The sequence below is a fragment of the Massilia sp. ST3 genome (genome assembly GCF_018119405.1).
In the GTDB taxonomy this organism is placed as follows: Bacteria; Pseudomonadota; Gammaproteobacteria; order Burkholderiales; family Burkholderiaceae_D; genus Telluria.
This window is the reverse complement of sequence record NZ_JAGPWC010000038.1, coordinates 26,953-45,766: the sequence shown is the minus strand read 5'-3', so window position 1 is coordinate 45,766 and position 18,814 is coordinate 26,953. Positions and strand designations below refer to the sequence as shown.

Annotated in this window: 13 protein-coding genes; 10 read left to right on the top strand and 3 right to left on the bottom strand. The window is 67.5% G+C overall.

The window, feature by feature from the left end; all coding sequences use genetic code 11:
- Positions 1-207: 207 nt before the first annotated feature.
- Positions 208-1,218, bottom strand: coding sequence for a LacI family DNA-binding transcriptional regulator (locus KBW98_RS14355; protein WP_211520829.1), 1,011 nt, complete (start codon positions 1,216-1,218; stop codon positions 208-210).
- Positions 1,219-1,505: 287 nt separating this feature from the next.
- Between KBW98_RS14355 and KBW98_RS14350 the strand changes: the two genes are divergently transcribed.
- From KBW98_RS14350 to KBW98_RS14320, 7 genes are all read left to right on the top strand, one after another.
- Positions 1,506-3,920 carry a TonB-dependent receptor gene (locus KBW98_RS14350; protein ID WP_211520828.1) on the top strand — a complete coding sequence of 805 codons (2,415 nt, stop codon included), beginning with the start codon at positions 1,506-1,508 and terminating at the stop codon, positions 3,918-3,920.
- Positions 3,921-3,996: 76 nt separating this feature from the next.
- Positions 3,997-5,340, top strand: coding sequence for a GH1 family beta-glucosidase (locus tag KBW98_RS14345; RefSeq protein WP_211520827.1), 1,344 nt, complete (start codon positions 3,997-3,999; stop codon positions 5,338-5,340).
- Between the two features lie 37 nt (positions 5,341-5,377).
- Positions 5,378-6,436, top strand: a complete 1,059-nt coding sequence (locus KBW98_RS14340) for a glucokinase (protein WP_211520826.1) — start codon at positions 5,378-5,380, stop codon at positions 6,434-6,436.
- Complete coding sequence (locus tag KBW98_RS14335) at positions 6,423-7,760, top strand: MFS transporter (protein ID WP_211520825.1); 1,338 nt, start codon at positions 6,423-6,425, stop codon at positions 7,758-7,760. The genes KBW98_RS14340 and KBW98_RS14335 overlap by 14 nt, the downstream gene beginning before the upstream one ends.
- Complete coding sequence (locus tag KBW98_RS14330) at positions 7,757-9,949, top strand: heme-degrading domain-containing protein (protein WP_211520824.1); 2,193 nt, start codon at positions 7,757-7,759, stop codon at positions 9,947-9,949. The genes KBW98_RS14335 and KBW98_RS14330 overlap by 4 nt, the downstream gene beginning before the upstream one ends.
- Positions 9,949-10,953, top strand: a complete 1,005-nt coding sequence (locus KBW98_RS14325; protein ID WP_211520823.1) for a Gfo/Idh/MocA family protein — start codon at positions 9,949-9,951, stop codon at positions 10,951-10,953. The genes KBW98_RS14330 and KBW98_RS14325 overlap by 1 nt, the downstream gene beginning before the upstream one ends.
- 188 nt (positions 10,954-11,141) lie before the next feature.
- Entirely contained in the window at positions 11,142-11,831 is a 690-nt protein-coding gene (locus KBW98_RS14320; protein WP_211520822.1) for a PEP-CTERM sorting domain-containing protein, read from the top strand.
- Here KBW98_RS14320 and KBW98_RS14315 read toward each other — a convergent pair whose 3' ends face one another.
- A complete protein-coding gene (locus tag KBW98_RS14315) occupies positions 11,832-12,908 on the bottom strand; it encodes a porin (RefSeq protein WP_211520821.1) in 1,077 nt (358 codons plus the stop codon).
- Positions 12,909-13,002: 94 nt separating this feature from the next.
- Positions 13,003-13,566 (bottom strand): putative glycolipid-binding domain-containing protein, encoded by a 564-nt coding sequence (locus KBW98_RS14310; protein ID WP_211520820.1) that lies wholly within the window; start codon positions 13,564-13,566, stop codon positions 13,003-13,005.
- Positions 13,567-13,878: 312 nt separating this feature from the next.
- Here KBW98_RS14310 and KBW98_RS14305 point away from each other — a divergent pair, with 312 nt between their 5' ends.
- The 3 genes from KBW98_RS14305 (at position 13,879) to KBW98_RS14295 (ending at position 18,809) form a co-directional block, all read left to right on the top strand.
- On the top strand, positions 13,879-14,406 hold the full coding sequence (locus KBW98_RS14305; RefSeq protein WP_229429195.1) for a gluconokinase: 528 nt from the start codon (positions 13,879-13,881) through the stop codon (positions 14,404-14,406).
- Between the two features lie 88 nt (positions 14,407-14,494).
- Positions 14,495-17,488 carry a TonB-dependent receptor domain-containing protein gene (locus KBW98_RS14300; RefSeq protein WP_211520819.1) on the top strand — a complete coding sequence of 998 codons (2,994 nt, stop codon included), beginning with the start codon at positions 14,495-14,497 and terminating at the stop codon, positions 17,486-17,488.
- A 13-nt stretch (positions 17,489-17,501) separates the two neighbouring features.
- Positions 17,502-18,809 carry a gluconate:H+ symporter gene (locus KBW98_RS14295; protein ID WP_373888947.1) on the top strand — a complete coding sequence of 436 codons (1,308 nt, stop codon included), beginning with the start codon at positions 17,502-17,504 and terminating at the stop codon, positions 18,807-18,809.
- Positions 18,810-18,814: the final 5 nt, after the last annotated feature.

Below are 18,814 nucleotides of genomic sequence, written 5' to 3'. Positions count from 1 at the left end.
CACCACCACGGTGGGCACCACCGCCGCCTGCTACGCCAACGCGACCGCGGCGGGGGGGGGGGCGGGGGGGGGGGCGCGCCCCCCCCCCCCCGGGGCCCCCGGGGGGGGGGGGGGGGGCGGGGGCCCCCCCCCCCCCCCCCCCCCCCCCCCCCACAGCGCAGAGAAAACAAGCAGGAGCTGGGATCAACCCCGGCCCATACGCCACCATCAAACCAGCCTCACCGACTCCCTGACAATCAAGCTCAGCGGCGGCACTTCCGCCGGCGCCTGCTCATGTCCCAGTAAGGACAGCATCCTGCGTCCGATCCCGACACCCACCTCATACAGCGGCTGGCGCACCGTGGTCAGCGGCGGCGTGGTGTACATCGAGCTGTGCAAGTCGTCGAAGCCGACGATCGAGATGTCTTCCGGCACCCGGATGTTGCGGCGGTACAGGGCCAGGCGCGCGCCGTAGGCGCTCAGGTCGTTGCTGGCGAAGATGGCGGTGAAGCGGCGGTTGGCGCTCAGCAGCTGGTTCACGGCCAGCAGGCCGCCGGATTCCTGGAAGTCGCCCGGCACCACCAGTTCCGGATCGGCATCGATCCTGTGCCTGGCCAGGGTGTCGTAATAGCCGGCCAGGCGCGCGCGGGCGTCGGCGTGGTCGGCCGGGCCGGTGATGAAGGCGATGCGCCGGTGGCCCTGCTGGACCAGGTAGCCCACCGCTTCGCAGGCGCCGGCATAGTTATCGAGGCAAAACCCCTGCATGCGCTCGCCCGCCAGCTGGCGGCCGAATGCCACGATCGGCACGCGCCGCGAAAAGTCCAGGATCTGTTCGTCGCTCAGCTTGCCGGTCAGGATGGCCACGCCGTCGACCCGGCGCCCGATCAGGAGCTCGACGCGCTCGGCTTCCTCGTCCGCGTGCCAGTGGCCGCTCATGATCAGGAGCGCATAGCCGGCCGACTTGACCGCATCCTCGATCCCCACCATGGCGCCGTTGAAGTAGCCGCTTTCCAGCGCCTGGGTCAGCACGCCGATCGTACGCGTGCTGCCCATCTTGAGGCTTTGCGCGAGGCGGTTCGGTTTGTAATTGAGCTCCTGGATGACGCGCTCGATCATGCGCCGCTTGTCGTCGGAGACCTTGGCGGTGCCGTTCAGGAAACGCGATACCGTGGCGGGAGAGACACCGGCCGCACTGGCGACCTGATACAAGGTGGTGGTGGTGCTCTCGTCGTTTTTCATGAATTCCGGTGGCCGGCCAAGCAGATTTTGTCCTGAGTATATCACGCGCTTTTTCCCGTTCCTCCGCCCATGCAAGCACCATGAAACTCTTTCATAAGTATGATTATGGTAGCGCTATCGCAACAGGATGTATATTTTTTAAAAAATTCCGTTTGACATATCTTCCCAGGTAAAAATACTATGAAATCGGTTTCACATTTTATGAAATCGGTTTCTGAATATTGCTGTAGATCTCGCTGTAGAACGACCCCTACTTAAAAATCAATAATTCAAAGATTGGAGACCGTATGACGAACTCCGTACCTCGAGGTGTGCGGGCGCTCGCGCCCATTCCGTTTGCCGTCCTCACCCTGATCGCGGCCATGGGCGGCGCCCAGGCTCAGAACACCGGGGCCGCCGCTTCGACCCCGACCACGGCCGCCGCCGGCGCCGCCAACGACGGCAAGATCGCCGAAGTCGTGGTTACCGCGACCAAGCGCTCGACCTCGCTCCAGCGTACCCCGGTGGCGGTGACCGCGCTGAACGCCGCCACCCTGGCCGACAACCACGTCCAGACCATGCTGGACGTGGTCAACCTGGTGCCGGGCTTCCAGGCCACGGCCCAGGGCGACCACGGCGTCACCACCATGACCCTGCGCGGCATCGGCAACGACAGCGCCAAGACCCAGTACGCCGACCCCGAAGTGGCGAGCTTCGTCGACAACGTCTACTCGCCGCGCGCCGAAGGCGCCACCGCCCTGATGTTCGACGTCGAGGGCATCGAGGTGCTGCGCGGGCCGCAGGGCACGCTGTGGGGCCGCAACTCCACTGTCGGCGCGGTCAACATCACCACCGTCAAGCCGGAACTGAACAGCCGCTCCGGCTACGTCGAAGGCGGCATCGGCGACTACAACCGCTTCGGCGCACGCGGCGCGGTCAACATTCCGCTGGCCGACAACGCCGCCCTGCGCTTCGCGGTGGTGCACGAGCGCCATGACGGCTATGTCGACTACCAGAAATTCCCGGGCGTGCCGGTCGAGCAGCAGCGCGCGGCCTTCCTCGCCGCAGGCGGCAACGCGGCCGCCTTCCGCCCGATCAACGGGAACAACTACGTCACCGACGGCGACAAATACAGCGCCCAGGACCAGACCGCGGCCCGCCTGTCGCTGCTGTGGCAGCTCGCGCCCAACCTGCGCTGGGACATCGCCTACGAGAAGTTCATCGACCGCGGCACCCCGAGCGCCAACCTGATGCAGACCCCGCGCGCCGGCCAGGACCACTGGTCGATACTGAGCGACAGCGCCCCCTGGATCCGGCGCGACAGCCACAACCTGCGCAGCCGCCTGAGCTGGGACATCAATCCGGACATGTCGCTGCACTACGTGGCCGGCGCCTCCAAGTACAAGGGCAGCATGCGCTTTGACCAGGACGGCGGCGCGGTGCTGCCGACCTCGATCATCTCGGGCGGCGTGTGGCAAGAGCACACCACGGTCGATTCGGACTACCGCAGCCAGAGCCACGAACTGCTGCTGCAGTCGACCGGCACCCGCACCGTCGACTGGCAGGCCGGCGCCTACTACGCCAACGAGAAGAACAGCATCCGCTTCGACATCCCGATCATGAACGGCACCGAGGACGGCACCGTCGTCTGGCAGGGCTCCTTCATCCAGCCGAAGGAAACCGTGGATTCCTACGCGGTGTTCGGCCAGGCCACCTGGAACCTGAGCGACAAGCTGCACCTGACCGGTGGCGTGCGCTGGACCCACGACAAGCGCGCCAACATCGGCGGCCGCGCCTATACCTGGGCCTACGACGCGACGTCGCCCCAGCTGCCCCTGAATCCCTCGATGGATCCGCGCCTGCCGGGCCAGGGTTTCAAGGAAGACGTGCCGGGCAACGACGGGGAGTTCAGCGACAGCAAGGCCACCGGCCTGGTGCGCGTGAACTACGACATCGACCGCGCCAACATGGTCTACGCCAGCGTCTCGACCGGGTACAAGTCGGGCGGCGTGCAGGACCGCGGCGTGCCCTACTTCCCCGAGACGCTGACCAACTACGAGGTCGGCTCCAAGAGCACCTTCCTGAACGGCGCGCTGCGCGTCAACAACGCCCTGTTCTACATGGACTTCAAGGACTTCCAGTTCAATTCGCCGGTCAGCTTCCCGGACGGCAGCCGCGGCCTGGCGATCGAGAATGCCGAAGGCGCCGAGGTCTATGGCCTGGAATCGGAAATCGCCGCGCGCCTGTCGCCGGACGACCGCCTGTCGGTGAGCTTCGCGCTGCTCAAGTCCAAGCTGGGCCGCCTGATCGCCGGCTCGAACGACTATGCGCTGCCGCCCTGCACGGTCGACACCCGCATCGCCACCTGCCTGGACGTGACCGGCCACACCATGCCGCACTCGCCGCGCTTCTCGACCACGGTCCAGTACCAGCACACCTTCCGCTTCGATAACGGCTCGACCCTGGTGCCGCGCATCACCGCGCGCTACGAGACCGACGCCGAGCTGAGCGTGTTCAACCTGGGCGCGGAAGACCGCCAGGAATCCTATGCGACCGCGGACCTCGGCCTGCGCTACCAGAAGGATAAGTGGTGGGTCGACGGCTTTGTCAGGAACGTGAACGACAAGAAGATCAAGACCAGCGCCTTCAACGGTTTCGGACCGTGGCTGGCGCAGTACAAGCCGCCGCGCACCATCGGCATCAACACCGGTTTCGACTTCTGAGACCGGACCACGGCAGGCGCCTCCCGGCGCCTGCCGTTTTCCATCCGCCTGACCGGCATTGCAACCTGAGACAGACATGACCAAGAGCCCCGACTTCGACTTCCACAACGACTTTCCCGCCGACTTCACCTGGGGCGTCGCCACCAGCTCCTTCCAGATCGAAGGCGGCTGGGACGCCGACGGCAAGGGGCCCTCGATCTGGGACACGTTCTGCCTGACTCGCGCCAACATCAAGGACGCCAGCGACGGCACCGTTGCCTGCGACCACTACCACCGCTACCGCGAGGACGTCGGCATCATGGGCTCGCTGGGGGTGGACGCCTACCGCTTCTCGATCGCCTGGGCCCGGGTCCAGCCGGACGGCAAGGGCGCCTGGAACGAAGCCGGCTTCGCCTTCTACGCACGCCTGCTCGACGAGCTGGAGGCCAGGAACATCCGCGCCCACGTGACCCTCTACCACTGGGACCTTCCCCAGGGCCTGCAGGACGACGGCGGCTGGCTGAACCGCGACACCGCCTACCGCTTCGCCGACTATGCGCGCGAAGTCGCGCGCCGCTTCGGCAACCGGGTCGAGGCCATCGCCACCCACAACGAACCCTGGTGCACGGCCAATCTCGGCTACGGCAACGCCCAGTTCGCGCCCGGCGTGGCCGACCTCAGGCAGTCGATCCAGGTCTCGCACCACCTGCTGCTGTCGCACGGCCTGGCCATGACGGCGATGCGCGAAACGGGCGTGTCGGCAAAACTCGGCATCGTGCTGAACCAGTGGACCGCCGATCCGGCCACCAATTCGCCCGAAGACCGCGCCATGGCGGACTTCGAATACGCGCGCTCGACCCAGTGGTTCATGGACCCGATCTTCAAGGGCCGCTACCCCGAACTGGCCCTGCGCGGCCATGGCGCCAACGCGCCGGTGGTCGAGGACGGCGACTTCGCCATCATCCGGCAGAAGATCGACTTCCTGGGCTGCAACTACTACTTCCGCGCCTGGTGCAGCGCCGCCACCCCGCCGGTTCCGGCGCCGGCCCCGCACGGCACCACCGACATGGGCTGGGAAATCTATCCGGAAGGCCTGCCCGAGCTGCTGCTCAAGCTCAAGGCCGAGTATCCGGACCTGCCCCCTATCTACATCACCGAGAACGGCATGGCCAATCCCGATGCGGTGAGCGGCGGCCAGGTGCACGACCGCGAACGCATCGCCTTCGTGCGCAGCCACCTGGATGCGCTCAAGGAAGCCATGGACAAGGGCGTCGAGGTGCGCGGATACTTCCTGTGGAGCCTGCTCGACAACTTCGAATGGAACTCGGGCTACAGCAAGCGTTTCGGCATCGTCCATGTCGACTACGCCACCCAGCAGCGCACGCTCAAGGACAGCGCGCTGTGGTACCGCGAATTCATCGCGGCGCGCGCCGCGGCTTGACCCTGGCGCGTACAAGAACAAGGACATGGAGGAGACAATGCAAAGCTACAACGACGGTGCGTATGTCGGCGGTCCGCGCCTGCTGGCCGACATCGGCGGCACCAATGCCCGCTTCGCCCTGGAGCCCCGCCCGGGCGAGATCGGCGAGATCACGGCGCTGGCCTGCGCCGACTTTCCGCGCTTCGAGGACGCGCTGCGCGCCTTCCTGGGCGGGCGGCGCGTGCGCCACGCCGTGATCGCGATCGCCAACCCGGTCGACGGCGACGCCATCAAGATGACCAACCACCACTGGGCTTTCTCGATCGAAGGCGCGCGCCGCGAGCTGGGACTGGACACCCTGCTGGTGGTGAACGACTTCACCGCGCTGGCGATGTCGCTGCCCGTGCTCGCTGCGGCCGACCTGATGCAGGTCGGCAGCGGTGCGGCGCGGCCCGGCAGCGCCATCGGCCTGGTGGGCGCCGGCACCGGCCTGGGCGTCTCCGGCCTGGTGCCGGCGGAAGGACGCTGGACCCCGCTGCATAGCGAGGGCGGCCATGTCGCCTTCTCGCCGATGGACGAGCGCGAGCTCGAGGTGCTGCGCTACTGCTGGCGGCGTTTCGACCACGTGTCGGCCGAACGCTTCGTTTCCGGCCCGGGCCTGGCCCTGATCCGCGAGGCGCTGGCGGTCAGCCGCGGCGTGGCGGCCGACCTGGCGCTGGCGCCGTCCGATATCGTGGCGCGCGCGCTCGAAGGCGACGACGCCCTGTGCCGCGAAACCGTCGACTGCTTCTGCGCCATGCTCGGCACGGTGGCGGCCAACCTCGCCGTCACCCTCGGCGCGCAGGGCGGCATCTACATCGGCGGCGGCGTGGTGCCGCGCCTGGGCGACTACTTCGCCGCCTCGCCCTTCCGCGCGCGCTTCGAAACCAAGGGCCGTTTTTCAGGCTTCACCGCCCGCATCCCGACCTTCCTGATCACCGCGCCCTACCCCGCCCTGCTGGGCGCCTCGAGCATCCTGGCCGATCATCTCGCGCATGCCGCGCCCGCCCAGCCAGCGCGCGGCATGGCGCGCCCTGGCAGCCATCAGACCCTGCGAGCCGATCATGCATCCTGCTAAACCTTCCGCTTCCCCATTGCTGTGGGTGCCGACGGGCTACTTCACGATGGCGCTCGGCTACGTGATGCTCACCAGCGTCACCGCCATCATGTTCAAGAACCTGGGCATGGACAACGGCCGCGCGGCCCAGTATTCGAGCCTGCTGATCCTGGCCTACACCATCAAGCCGCTGTTCGCGCCCTTCGTCGAGATGTACCGCACCAAGAAGTTCTTCGTGCTGTGCGCCCAAGTGCTGATCGGCGCCGGTTTCGCCGGGGTGGCCCTGCTGATGGAGCTGCCCGGCTACATGAGCTTCCTGATGGCGATCTTCTTCGTCTTGTCCTTCATCGGCGCCACCCAGGACATCGCCAGCGATGGCGTCTACGTCACCTCGCTCGACGCGCGTTCGCAGTCGCTGTACTGCGGCATCCAGAGCCTGTCGTGGAACATCGGCCCGATCGTCGCCGCCGGCGGCATGGTGTTCCTGAGCGGCTACCTGCACACCAGCGTGTTCGGCTACGATCCCAAGGTCTTCGGCCCGGACTGGATCGACGCCTGGCGCATCATCTTCCTCCTGGTGGCGGCCATCACGCTGCTGATGGCGGCCTGGCACTGGCGCATCATGCCGGAAGGCGCGCGCGCCGCCGATACCCCGTCGAGCGTCAAGGACGCGGGCCGCATCCTGCTCGACGCCTTCGTCACCCTGTTCCAGAAGCGCGACGTGTGGCGCATGATCGCCTTCGCCTTCCTGTTCCGCCTGAGCGTGGGCTTCCTGGAAAAGATCGGCCCCTTCTTCATGGTCGATCCGGCCGCGAAAGGGGGCCTGGGCCTGTCCAACGAGATGCTGGGCCTGATCTACGGCACCTATGGCCTGGCGGCGGTGCTGCTCGGCTCCCTGCTGGGCGGCCTGTACGTGGCCAGGCGCGGCCTGAAGCGCACCCTGTTCGTGCTGTGCTGCGCGATCAACATCCCGAACGCGGCCTTCCTGGTGATGAGCATCTACCTGCCATCCAGCCTGATGCTGATCACGCTCGGCGTGGTGGTCGAGAAGTTCTTCTTCGGCTTCGGCGCGGTCGGCTTCATGATCTACCTGATGCAGCAGCTGGCGCCGGGCAAGTACACCACCACCCACTACGCCTTCGGCACCGGCCTGATGGGCCTGTGCAACCTGGTCACCGGCGTGGTCAGCGGCCACCTGCAGGAGATGATGGGCTATGTCAGCTACTTCGTGTTCGTGATGGTCGCCACCATCCCGTCCTTCCTGGCCACCTGGTTCGCGCCCTTCCACCACGACGACGGCAGCGCGCCCGCGCTGGATGCGAACGGAAAGGCGGTGCCGGCATGAAGCTCCTGGCGCTGCCCCTTCTCCTGATCGCCGGCGCCGCCGGCGCCCAATCGAACACCATCAAGCTCAACCAGCTCGGCTTCCTGCCCCAGTCGCAGAAGCTGGCCGTGGTGCCGCAAGGCGCCGGCGAGCGCTTCGAGGTGATCGGCGCCGACGGCAAGCCGGCCTTCGCCGGCAAGCTGGGCGCCGCAACAAGCTGGGCTCCTTCGGGCGAGACCGTGCGCGTGGCCGATTTTTCCTGGCTGAGCAAACCGGGCGCCTACCGCCTCAAGGTCGAGGGCCTGCCCCTGTCCGATCCCTTCACGGTGGCCCAGGACGGCTACCGCGCCCTCAACAGCGCGGCCCTGAAGGCCTTCTACCTGAACCGCGCGGGCATCGCGCTCGACCCGAAGCATGCGGGCCGGTGGGCGCGCCCGGCCGGCCACCCGGACGACAAGGTGCTGGTGCACGCCTCGGCCGCCTCCACGGCGCGTCCGGCCGGCACGGTGCTGTCCAGTCCCAAGGGCTGGTACGACGCCGGCGACTACAACAAGTACGTGGTCAATTCGGGCATCTCCACCTATACCCTGCTGGCCGCGCTCGAGCACTTCCCGCAATGGTTCGCGCGCCAGGACATCGGCATCCCGGAGTCCGGCAACGGCGTGCCGGACATCCTCGACGAGGCGATGTGGAACCTGGAGTGGATGCTCAGCATGCAGGACCCCTTAGATGGCGGCGTGTACCACAAGCTGACCAACCTGCGCTTCGACGGCATGGTCATGCCGCATGCGGTGGGCAAGGAGCCGCGCTACGTGGTGGCCAAGGGCACCGCGGCGGCGCTCGACTTCGCCGCCACCATGGCCGCCGCCAGCCGCGTGCTGGCGAAGCATGACCAGCAATGGCCCGGCATGTCGGCCAAGATGCTGGCGGCCGCCGAACGCGCCTGGCAGTGGGCCGCCGCCCATCCCGCGGCCGTGTTCAAGAATCCGGCCGGCGTGGTCACCGGCGAATATGGCGACGCCCACCTGGAGGACGAATTCGCCTGGGCCGCGGCCGAGCTCTATATCGCCACCGGCAAGGAGGCCTACCACAAGGCGCTGCGTCCCGAGACCGTGGCGGCCACCGCACCCTCGTGGAGCGACGTACGCGGCCTGGCCTGGATGTCGCTGGCCCAGCATCGCGATCGCCTCAAGGCGCCGGATGCCGCCCTGGCCGCGAGCCGCCTCGACGGCCTGGCCCGGCAGCTGGTGCAAGAATGGCGTTCGTCCGGCTACCGCGTGCCGATCAAGGGATCCGAGATGGTCTGGGGCAGCAATGCGGTGATCCTGAACCAGGCCATGATGCTGCTGCAGGCCTACCGCCTGAACGGCGCCCAGGACTACCTGCTGGCCGCGCAGTCGGCGCTCGACTACGTCCTGGGGCGCAACGCCACCGGCTATTCCTTCGTCACCGGCTTCGGTACCCGCTCCACCCTGCATCCGCACCACCGGCCCTCGATGGCCGACGGCGTCGACCTGCCGGTACCGGGCTGGCTCGCCGGCGGACCCAATCCGGGCCAGCAGGACAAGAAGGATTGCCCGGTGTCCTACCCGAGCGCCCTGCCCGCGCTGTCGTATATCGACCATGGCTGCAGCTACGCCGCCAACGAGGTCGCCATCAACTGGAACGCGCCGCTCGTCTACGTGAGCGCGGCGCTGTCCGAACTCACGCCCAAGCCGAGGACCACCGCCATGACCGACACCCCCGTTCCCCTCGAGGTGCTGCAGCGCCAGGAACAGCTGCTGCAGTTCGAGCGCTTCGACAACGATACCGCGCTCGAGATCGGCCTCAAGCTGATCGAGCTGGCGCGCGCCAGTAAAAAAGCGGTGTCGGTGGAGATCGCCCGCAACGGCACCGTGCTGTTCGCGCATGGCATGAACGGCACCTCGCGCGACAACAGCGACTGGATCCGCCGCAAGAGCAACCTGGTCAACCGCACCGGCCATAGTTCCTTCTACATCCACAACCAGGTGCGCCTGGCGGGCGGCGACCACGACGCCATCCCCGCCCTCGATCCGCGCGAGTACGCGGCGCATGGCGGCTCCTTCCCGATCGTGCTCAAGGGCAGCGGCCAGGTCGGCACCATCACGGTCTCCGGCCTGCCGGGCGCGGAAGACCATGCGATGGTGGTGGCGGCGCTGAAGGATTATCTCAAGGTGGCGGAGCTGTAATGGACAGACCGATCAGATGGGGTATCCTGGGCACCGGCCGCATCGCCCATGACTTCGCCGCAGGCCTGCGCGATGCGCCCGGCGCGGTGCTGGCGGCGGTGGGTTCGCGCAGCAAGGAAAGCGCGCAGGCCTTCGCCGACGAATTCGGCGTGCAATCCGGAGCGAAAGCCGGCATCGCCGCCTACGGCTCCTACGGCGAGCTGGCGCTGGCGCCGGACATCGACATCATCTACATCGGCACCCCGCATCCGATGCATGCGGAGAACGCCGTGCTGGCCCTGCGCGGCGGCAAGGCGGTGCTGTGCGAGAAGCCCTTCGCCATGAACCGGCGCGAGGCCGGCGAAATGGTGGCGCTGGCGCGCGCGAAAAACCTGTTCCTGATGGAGGCGATGTGGACGCGCTTCATGCCGGCGCTGGCCGAAGTGAAGCGCATCATCGCCTCCGGCGAGATCGGCACGGTGACCCAGGTGCATGCCGACTTCGGCTTCTCGGCCACGCAAGATCCCGAGCACCGCGTCAACAAGCTGGAACTGGGCGGCGGCGCGCTGCTGGACCTGGGCATCTATCCGCTGTCGATCGCCTGCGCCCTGCTCGGCAAGGTGAGCGCGGTCCAGGCCCAGGCGATCATGGGCGAGACCGGCGTCGACCTGAGCACCGCCTTCACCATGAAGCACGCGGGCGGCACGCTGTCGGTGTGCAGCTGCTCGCTGCGCGCCCGCTCCGCTTCCGAACTGGTGGTGTCGGGCACCGAAGGCCGTGTACGCATGCACCGCATGTTCCACCTGGCGACCGGGGTGACGGTCGACCTGGCCGACGGCAGCACGCGCACGGTGCCCACGCCCTACCTGGGCAACGGCTATACCCACGAGGCGATCGAAGCCGGGCGCTGCCTGCGCGAAGGCTTGATCGAGCATCCCCTGATGACGCATGAGGAGACGCTCGGCCTGATGGCCTTGCTCGACACGATCCGCCAGCAGATCGGGCTGCGCTACCCCAGCGATTGACGCCAGCCGGAATGCATACTTTCCTGTCGGAATTTTTTACATCCTGGCAAACAATGTGACGTTAAAGCATGGACAAGTGATTGATTCCTCAGAATTAATTCTCTTAGGCATGAAACGTGCTTCATGGTAACCCAATAAGATGGTGGCCCCGTCCACCGCCAACGCATTCGACAAGACAAGGGAACTCCATGAAACGCCTCTTTGCCGCCGCCGCTGTCGCAGCGCTGTTCGCCAGCACCACCGCCCAGGCCGATGTGATCGGCGTCTACGGTTCCTACCCGAGTGCGGGTACGGTCCAGGCCCTGAGCCAGCACGGCCATACCGTGCTCGACCTGGAAAGCCTGTCGGCCGGCGCGCTGGCCAAGGTCAGCACCGTGATCCTGGGCCGCGACCGCACCGGCAATGCCGACCTGGAGATGTTCATTAACGCCGGCGGTAAACTGATCACCGAATGGAGCTCGGCAAGCTACGGCATGCACCTGCTCGGCGGCGTCGCCGCGGACGCCTGGAATCCGGCCGTCAGCAACGTCGTATTCACCAATGCCGGCCTTGACGCCGGCCTGGGCCAGGCGCTGGGCGCCCAGTACAGCGACGACAACGCCACCCAGTACTTCCAGTACTTCAGCAACCTGGGCAAGGGCACCGTCTATGCGACCCGCAACGGCACCGACGCGGCGATCGTCGGCGGCGCCGTCGGCGCGGGCTTCGTCTGGGTCAACGGCTACGACTGGGCCGACTACCCGGGCGCTCCGACCATCCAGCTGCTGGCCAACGAAATCGCCTTCGACGGCGTGCCGGCCGACGTGCCGGAACCGGGTTCGCTGGCCCTGCTGGGCATGGGCCTGCTCGGCCTGGCCAGCCTGCGCCGCCGCGCCTGATCAGAAGGCGTGCCGCAACCCGAGCGCCGCGCCCCTGAGCGTGACGCCGGGCGCCTGGCCAAGACCGTTGATGGCGAAGTCATAGGCTGCCGCGGCCTCGTTGTCGAGGCGCGTGACATAGGCGTAGACGCCGCTGCGCTTCGATAGCGCCACATCCATTCCCAGGGTCAGGTGCAGGGCGCCGGTCTCCTCCCCGCCGCGCACGAAGCCGATCCGGCTGCCCGGCGCGCCCTTGCCGTCCCCCGCCCAGCCCAGTCCCGCGCGCAGTCCCAGCGCGCCCAGCTGGTGGCTGAGCGACACATAGGCCGCATTGCGCGCCAGCTTGCCGGACGCGAGTCCGTACTTCAGCCTTTCCGCCACCAGCGCCACGCGCGTTGCGCCGAAGGCATGGGCCAGCGCGGCCTTGGTGCCGCTGTCGTGGCTTCCCGGCCCCTGGTAGTCCCGATGGCGCTCGTGCGCCAGCACCGCCTGCCACGCCCCGCGTTCCATCAGCAGCGCGGCCGAGTGCAAGGCCGGCCTGGCGCCGCCCGCCGGGCGTTCCTCGTTCACGCCATGCGTCAGGCGCAGGCTCAGGCCATGCCAGGGGCGGCTCCAGTAATGCAGCGAATTGGCCTGGCGCCGGTCGAAGGAAGCCAGGCTGCCGCCGTTGTCCGCCGAGGGCGCGGCGCCGTTGGCCAGGATGCTCATGGTGCCGGCCGTGGTCGGATAGAAGGGATCGAGGCTTGAAGTGGCGCCGGTATAGGCCGTGGTCCAGTGGCCGAGGAAGAGCGTGCCGAAGCCGCCGTCCAGGCCGATGCGGGTGTCGCGCCGCGCGATCTCGCCGGCGCCGGTGTCGGGCGCCAGCGTGCCTTCGACCTGGAACAGCGCCTTCAGGCCGCCGCCCAGGTCCTCGCTGCCGCGCAGGCCCAGCACGGAGCGGTTGTTGACGATGCGGACCTGGCTGCCGTCATCCCCCTTTCGCATCGTTTCGGCGGCCACGTTCAGCCGTCCATACACCTGTACATCGGTCTGCGCGCACGCTGATGCAGCGCACAGCGCCACGCATGCTGCCGCGCTGTGGCGAAGCGTCTTGCTCATTGAATCCTCCTTGGGAGGCAGATTGTTGCCCGCGCGGCGACGCGCCGGCCATCTCCCATCCGAAGGCGCCGCCGTCCACCCGGTCGTGTCTTGCTCAGGCGCCGCGCCGGTCGAACAGGCCGGGATAACGCAGCACCAGCCCATCCTCGTCGGTCTCGATCTCGGCGCGGAATCCATGTTCCGGACTCTCGAACAGGTAGCGCCCCGCATCGAGCCGGGTGTACAGCTGGGGCCAGGCCTTGAGCGCCAGTCCCGGGAAGTCGACGAAGGCGACCCGGATCGCCTGGCGTTCGCGCAGAGCATCGCCCAGGCGCCGGATCGGCAAGGTATTGGTGAAGGGGCTGCAGGCGAGATCGACATCGATGCAGCCGTCCAGCGCGGGCAGCGGCGCGCCGGCGCCGTCGGTCCAGCGCCCTTCGCCGTCGGCCGCCAGCGCCAGCGACGGGCCGCCGCCGACACGCAAGGCCAGCTCGCGCACGCGCCAGTCCGGATCGCAGCGCAGGCGGTAGATGCAGCCGAAAGGCTCGTCGCCGAACAGCGCGCCGGATACTGGACCGATCACCACGCCTTCGGCCACGATGCCGTCGGCGGACAGGTCGAGCGCCAGGTGCTCGATGCCGCCCCCTTCCACGGTGTGCCAGCGAACGATGCGCCGCATGTGTCCTCCTCCCGATGCGATCCAGGCCTTACGATAAGCCAGCCGCGCGCGGCGGCAAACACGTGTCGTAAACACCACATTGAACTTTCCATGCTGCAGCGCGATATTGTTAGCGCTATCAAACTACTGTCTTCACCGCTGAGCGAAACCTGGCTTCGCTAGGAATGACAGCTCTCTCAAAAGCGTGTGCATCGGCCGCGCACGATGTTGCGATGCAACACAAATCGCATGTTTACAAAATTCCGGGCTTGTTGAAAACTTACTGAAAATAATGATAGCGCTAACGTAAGTCCTTCGGAGACCAGACCAAACATGGCAAGCGATTCACTTCCACCCCGCCAGGGCAGCACCACCCGCTGGGTCATCATGGGTGTCAGCGGCTGCGGCAAGAGCACCATCGGCACCGCACTCGCCAATACCTTCGGCGTCCCCTTCCTCGAAGGCGACGCCTTCCACCCAGAAGCCAACGTCGCCAAGATGTCGGCCGGCGTGCCGCTCGACGACGCCGACCGCGCCGGCTGGTTGCAGGCGCTGGCGGCCGAGATCCGGCGCGCGCGCCAGCAAGGCAAGGGCCTGGTCCTGTCCTGCTCGGCCCTCAAGCGGCGCTACCGCGACCAGTTGCGCGAGGCCGATCCGGCCCTGCAGTTCGTGCACCTGGCGGGCCCGCGCGAACTGATCGCCGCGCGCATGCAGCAGCGCGTGGACCATTACATGCCGCCGTCCCTGCTGGACAGCCAGCTGGGCATCCTCGAACCGCTCCAGGACGACGAGGCCGGCATGGTCCTGGACATCACGCTGGCGCCGTCGGCGCTGGTCGAACGCATCACCGGCACTGCTTGAGCGGGGGCCTGCCCCCGCGACACGTCGCACACCTGGCGCAGCCGCCCGCATCGAGGCGGCGCGCCGATTCGATCACAAAGGAGACAATATGCGTACCCCAGTTCAAAGGACCTTGATCAGCCTGGCCGTGTCCAGCGCCTGCTACCTGCTGGCTTCCAGCGCCCACGCCCAGGCCCAGCCGGACGCCGTGCCGGCCGCTCCGGCCACCGAAACCGCAACGGCGCCGGAAGCGCCGCCCGCCGCTCCCGCCGTGCCGACCGTGGCCGCCGACACCAACGTGGTGCGGATCTCCGGCTCGCGCATCGTCGCGCGCGGCTTCACCCAGCCGACGCCGACCACCAGCCTGTCCAGCGCCGACCTGGAAAAGGCGGCCAAGCCCAACCTGTTCAACACCCTGACCGAACTGCCGGCCCTGCAAGGCAGCACCGGCCGCACCACCAGCACCAACAGCACCAGCTCGGGCATCCAGGGCCTGTCCTCGCTCAGCCTGCGCGGCCTGGGCACGATCCGGACCCTGACCCTGCTCGACGGCCAGCGCGTGGTCGGCGCCAACGTCACCGGCGTGACCGATGTCAGCCAGTTCCCGCAGCTCCTGGTCAAGCGCGTGGACGTGGTCACCGGCGGCGCCTCGGCGTCCTACGGCTCGGACGCGGTGGGCGGGGTGGTCAACTTCGTCACCGACAAGCGCTTCACCGGCTTCAAGGCCAACGTCCAGGGCGGCCAGACCAAGTACGACGACGACAAGGGCGCCACCGTGCAGGCGGCCTGGGGCCGCGGCTTCCTGAACGACCGCTTCCACGTGGCCGTCAGCGGCGAGTTCACCAAGGAGAACGGCATCGAGTCGCCCGGCTTCGGCCCGGACGCCGCCAACGGCCGCACCTGGTTCGACAACGTGGCCTATTCGGTACGGCCGCTGAACCAGACCGGCGACGGCCTGCCGCAGTACCGCGTGATCCGCGAGGCGCAGCAGTACCAGTATTCGAAATACGGCCTGATCACCAACGGCCCGCTGCAGGGCACCGCCTTCGGCGACGGCGGCGTGCCCTTCCCCTTCCAGTACGGCTCCAACGGCCGTCCGACCGGCACCGGCGCCGTCACCAACTGCGTCAACCCCTTCTGCATCGGCGGCGACCTGAGCGGCAGCGTAGGCGCGGGCACCAACCTGGCGATGAACTTCAAGCGCCAGGTGGCCTACACCCGCATGTCCTACGACCTGACGCCGGACCACCAGCTCTATTTCACCGCCAACTACGGACAGGTGGCCTCGCACTTCTCGCCCAACCCGGGCGCGGCCAAGAACGCCAACCTGACGATCCAGTGCGCCAACCCCTTCCTGCCGGCCTCGATCGTCGCGGCCTGCGCCCAGAACAACATCACCAGCTTCCAGTACGGCACCGCGAACGCCATCTTCCCGGCCAACATCAACGTGCACCCGACCCGCACCCAGCGCCGCTTCGTGCTCGGCGCGGAAGGCAAGTTCGGCGCCTTCGGCAAGGACTGGCGCTACGACGCGTACGTGACCCACGGCGAGAACAAGACCAACATCGACGTCAAGGACATCACGCTCAACGCCCGCTACAACGCCGCCATCGACGCGGTGCGCCTGCCGGACGGCAGCATCGCCTGCCGCAATCCGGTGGCGCGCGCTTCCGGCTGCGTCCCGCTCAACATCATCGGCAACAATCCGATCGATCCGGCGGCCTGGCGCTACATCGCGCCTGAACAGGGTCCGCGCCAGCGCACCACCCAGAGCCAGGACGTGGCCAGCTTCAACATCAACGGCGAAGTGCACGAGGGCTGGGCCGGCCCGATCTCGCTGGCCACCGGCGCCGAGTACCGGCGCGAGAAGTACCGCGTGCGCGGCGACGCCTACGGCAACGGCGTGTGGGCCGAGTCGCCCAACAACGCCTACTACCCGGCCGACCCGCTGCTGAACACCGCGGTCGGCAACAACTGGTATGCGGGCAACTACCACAACGGCCAGGGCGAATACAGCGTGCGCGAAGCCTACCTGGAACTGAACGTCCCGCTGTTCAAGAACGAGGCCTGGGGCGAGGCCAACCTCAACCTGGCCGACCGCGAGACCAAGTACAGCACCGCCGGCAGCGTCGGCACCTGGAAGCTGGGCGCCAGCTGGCAGACCCCGGTCGACGGCCTGCGCCTGCGCGGCGTAACCTCGAAGGACGTGCGCGCTCCCAACCTGAGCGAACTGTATGCGGCGCCGGTGGTGGTCAACAACGTGGTCCAGTACCAGGGCAACACCATCAGCATCCAGGACCGCACGGTCGGCAACACCAATCTGCGCCCTGAAGTAGCGCGCAACAACTCCTTCGGCATCGTGCTGAACCAGCCGAAGTGGGCGCCCGGCTTCTCGCTCTCGCTCGACTACTTCGACATCGAGGTCAAGGGCGTGATCTCGGCCCTGACCACCCAGCAGGAAGTCGACCTGTGCGTGGCCGGGAACCAGGAGATCTGCTCCGCCATGGTGCTGAACAGCCCGGGCAACAACTACGTCACGGTCCAGAACTTCAACCTCGCTTCGCTGAAGACCAAGGGCTTCGACGTCGAGACGGCCTACCGCACCGGCCTGGACAAGCTGAACCTGCCGGGCCGCTTCACCTTCCGCGCCCTGGGCACGCGCAACCTGCACTACATCACCGATTCCGGCGTGGTCGGCACCATCCCGGTCGACTCGGCCGGCTCGAACATGGGCAACACGCCAAAGTGGAAGGTGCTGGCGCAGCAGACCTGGGAACACGACAAGCTGAGCCTGACCCTGACCGAGCGCTGGATCAGCGACGGCACCTACCGCAACGACTTCATCGAGTGCCAGACCAACTGCCCGGTGTCGACCCTGATCCACCCGACCATCTACGACAACAAGATGAAGGGCGCGACCTACGTCGACCTGGGCGGCAGCTACAACCTCTCGAAGCAGCTGCAGTTCTACTTCAAGATCGACAACATCGCCGACCGCGATCCGGTCGGCGCGCCCCAGACCAACGCCGGCTTCGGCATCAACCCCGCCCTGTACGACGTGGTGGGCCGCACCTATCGCGTAGGCCTGCGCTACAACCACTAAGCGGGAGCCGGCCGTGTGGAATATCGTTTCCGTACTGCTGGCGGTGGGCCTGCTGACCGTCATGATCGCCTGGGGCAAGGTGCAGCCCCTGCTGGCCTTCGTGGTGGCGGCGCTCATCGCCGCCCTCCTGCTGGGGGTGCCGCCCAAGGACATCCCGGGCGCCATCGAGAAGGGCATCGGCGACCTGCTGGGCTCCCTGGTGGTGATCATCTGCCTGGGCGCCGTGTTCGGCAAGCTGATCGCCGACAGCGGCGCCGCACGCCGCATCGCGACCTGCCTGATCGCGGGGCTGGGGCCGTCGCGCCTGCCGGTGGCCCTGACCTTCACCGGCTTCGTGGTCGGCATCCCGCTCTACTACAACGTCGGCTTCGTGCTGCTGGTGCCGCTGATCTTCTCGCTGGTCACCCAGTCGGGGCGGGCGGCGGTGGCGCTCGCGATTCCGCTGCTGGCCGGCCTGTCGATCGCGCACGGCTTCCTGCCGCCGCATCCGTCGCCGGTGGCGCTGGTGTCGGCGATCCAGGCCGACATGGGCGCCACCCTGCTGTACGGGATCGTGGTCGGTATCCCGACCCTGGTCATCGCCGGGCCGGTATTCGCCATGTCGCTGCGCCACATCCGCGCCCAGCCGGCGGGGGTGTTCCGCGCCGCCGAGGTGGCGGATGCCGACCTGCCGGGCGTCTTCAACAGCTTCGCCACCGCCCTGCTGCCGGTGGTGCTGCTGGCGGCCACCACCCTGCTCACGATGGCGCGCCCGGAACTGAACGGCGCGCTGGCGGTCCTGTCGAATCCCCTGGCCGTGATGCTGCTGTCCTACGCGGTCGCGATCGTCACCCTGGGCCTGGGACGCGGCAAGCGCTTTTCCGAGGTAATGCAGGGGCCGGCCGAGGCAATGCGCGAGATCGCCCCGATCCTGCTCATCATCGCCGGCGCCGGCGCCCTCAAGCAGGTGCTGGTGGTGTCGGGCGTGAGCGCGGAACTGGGCGCCCGGCTGGCCGGGCTGCCGGTGCCGCCGCTGGTGCTGGGCTGGTCGGTCGCAACCTTGATCCGCATCTGCCTCGGCTCGGCCACGGTGGCCGGGGTCACGGCCGGCGGCATCGTGGCGCCGCTGGTGCAGAGTTCGGGCGTCGATCCGAACCTGATGGTGCTGGCCATCGGCGCAGGGAGCCTGATGTGCAGCCACGTGAACGATTCCGGCTTCTGGATGTTCAAGGAATATTTTGGTTTATCGCTGCGGGATACCTTCCGCTCCTGGACCTTGATGGAGACCCTGGTCGGGGTGGTGGGCCTGCTGTTCGTACTGCTCTTGTCGCTGTTCGTCTGATAAGG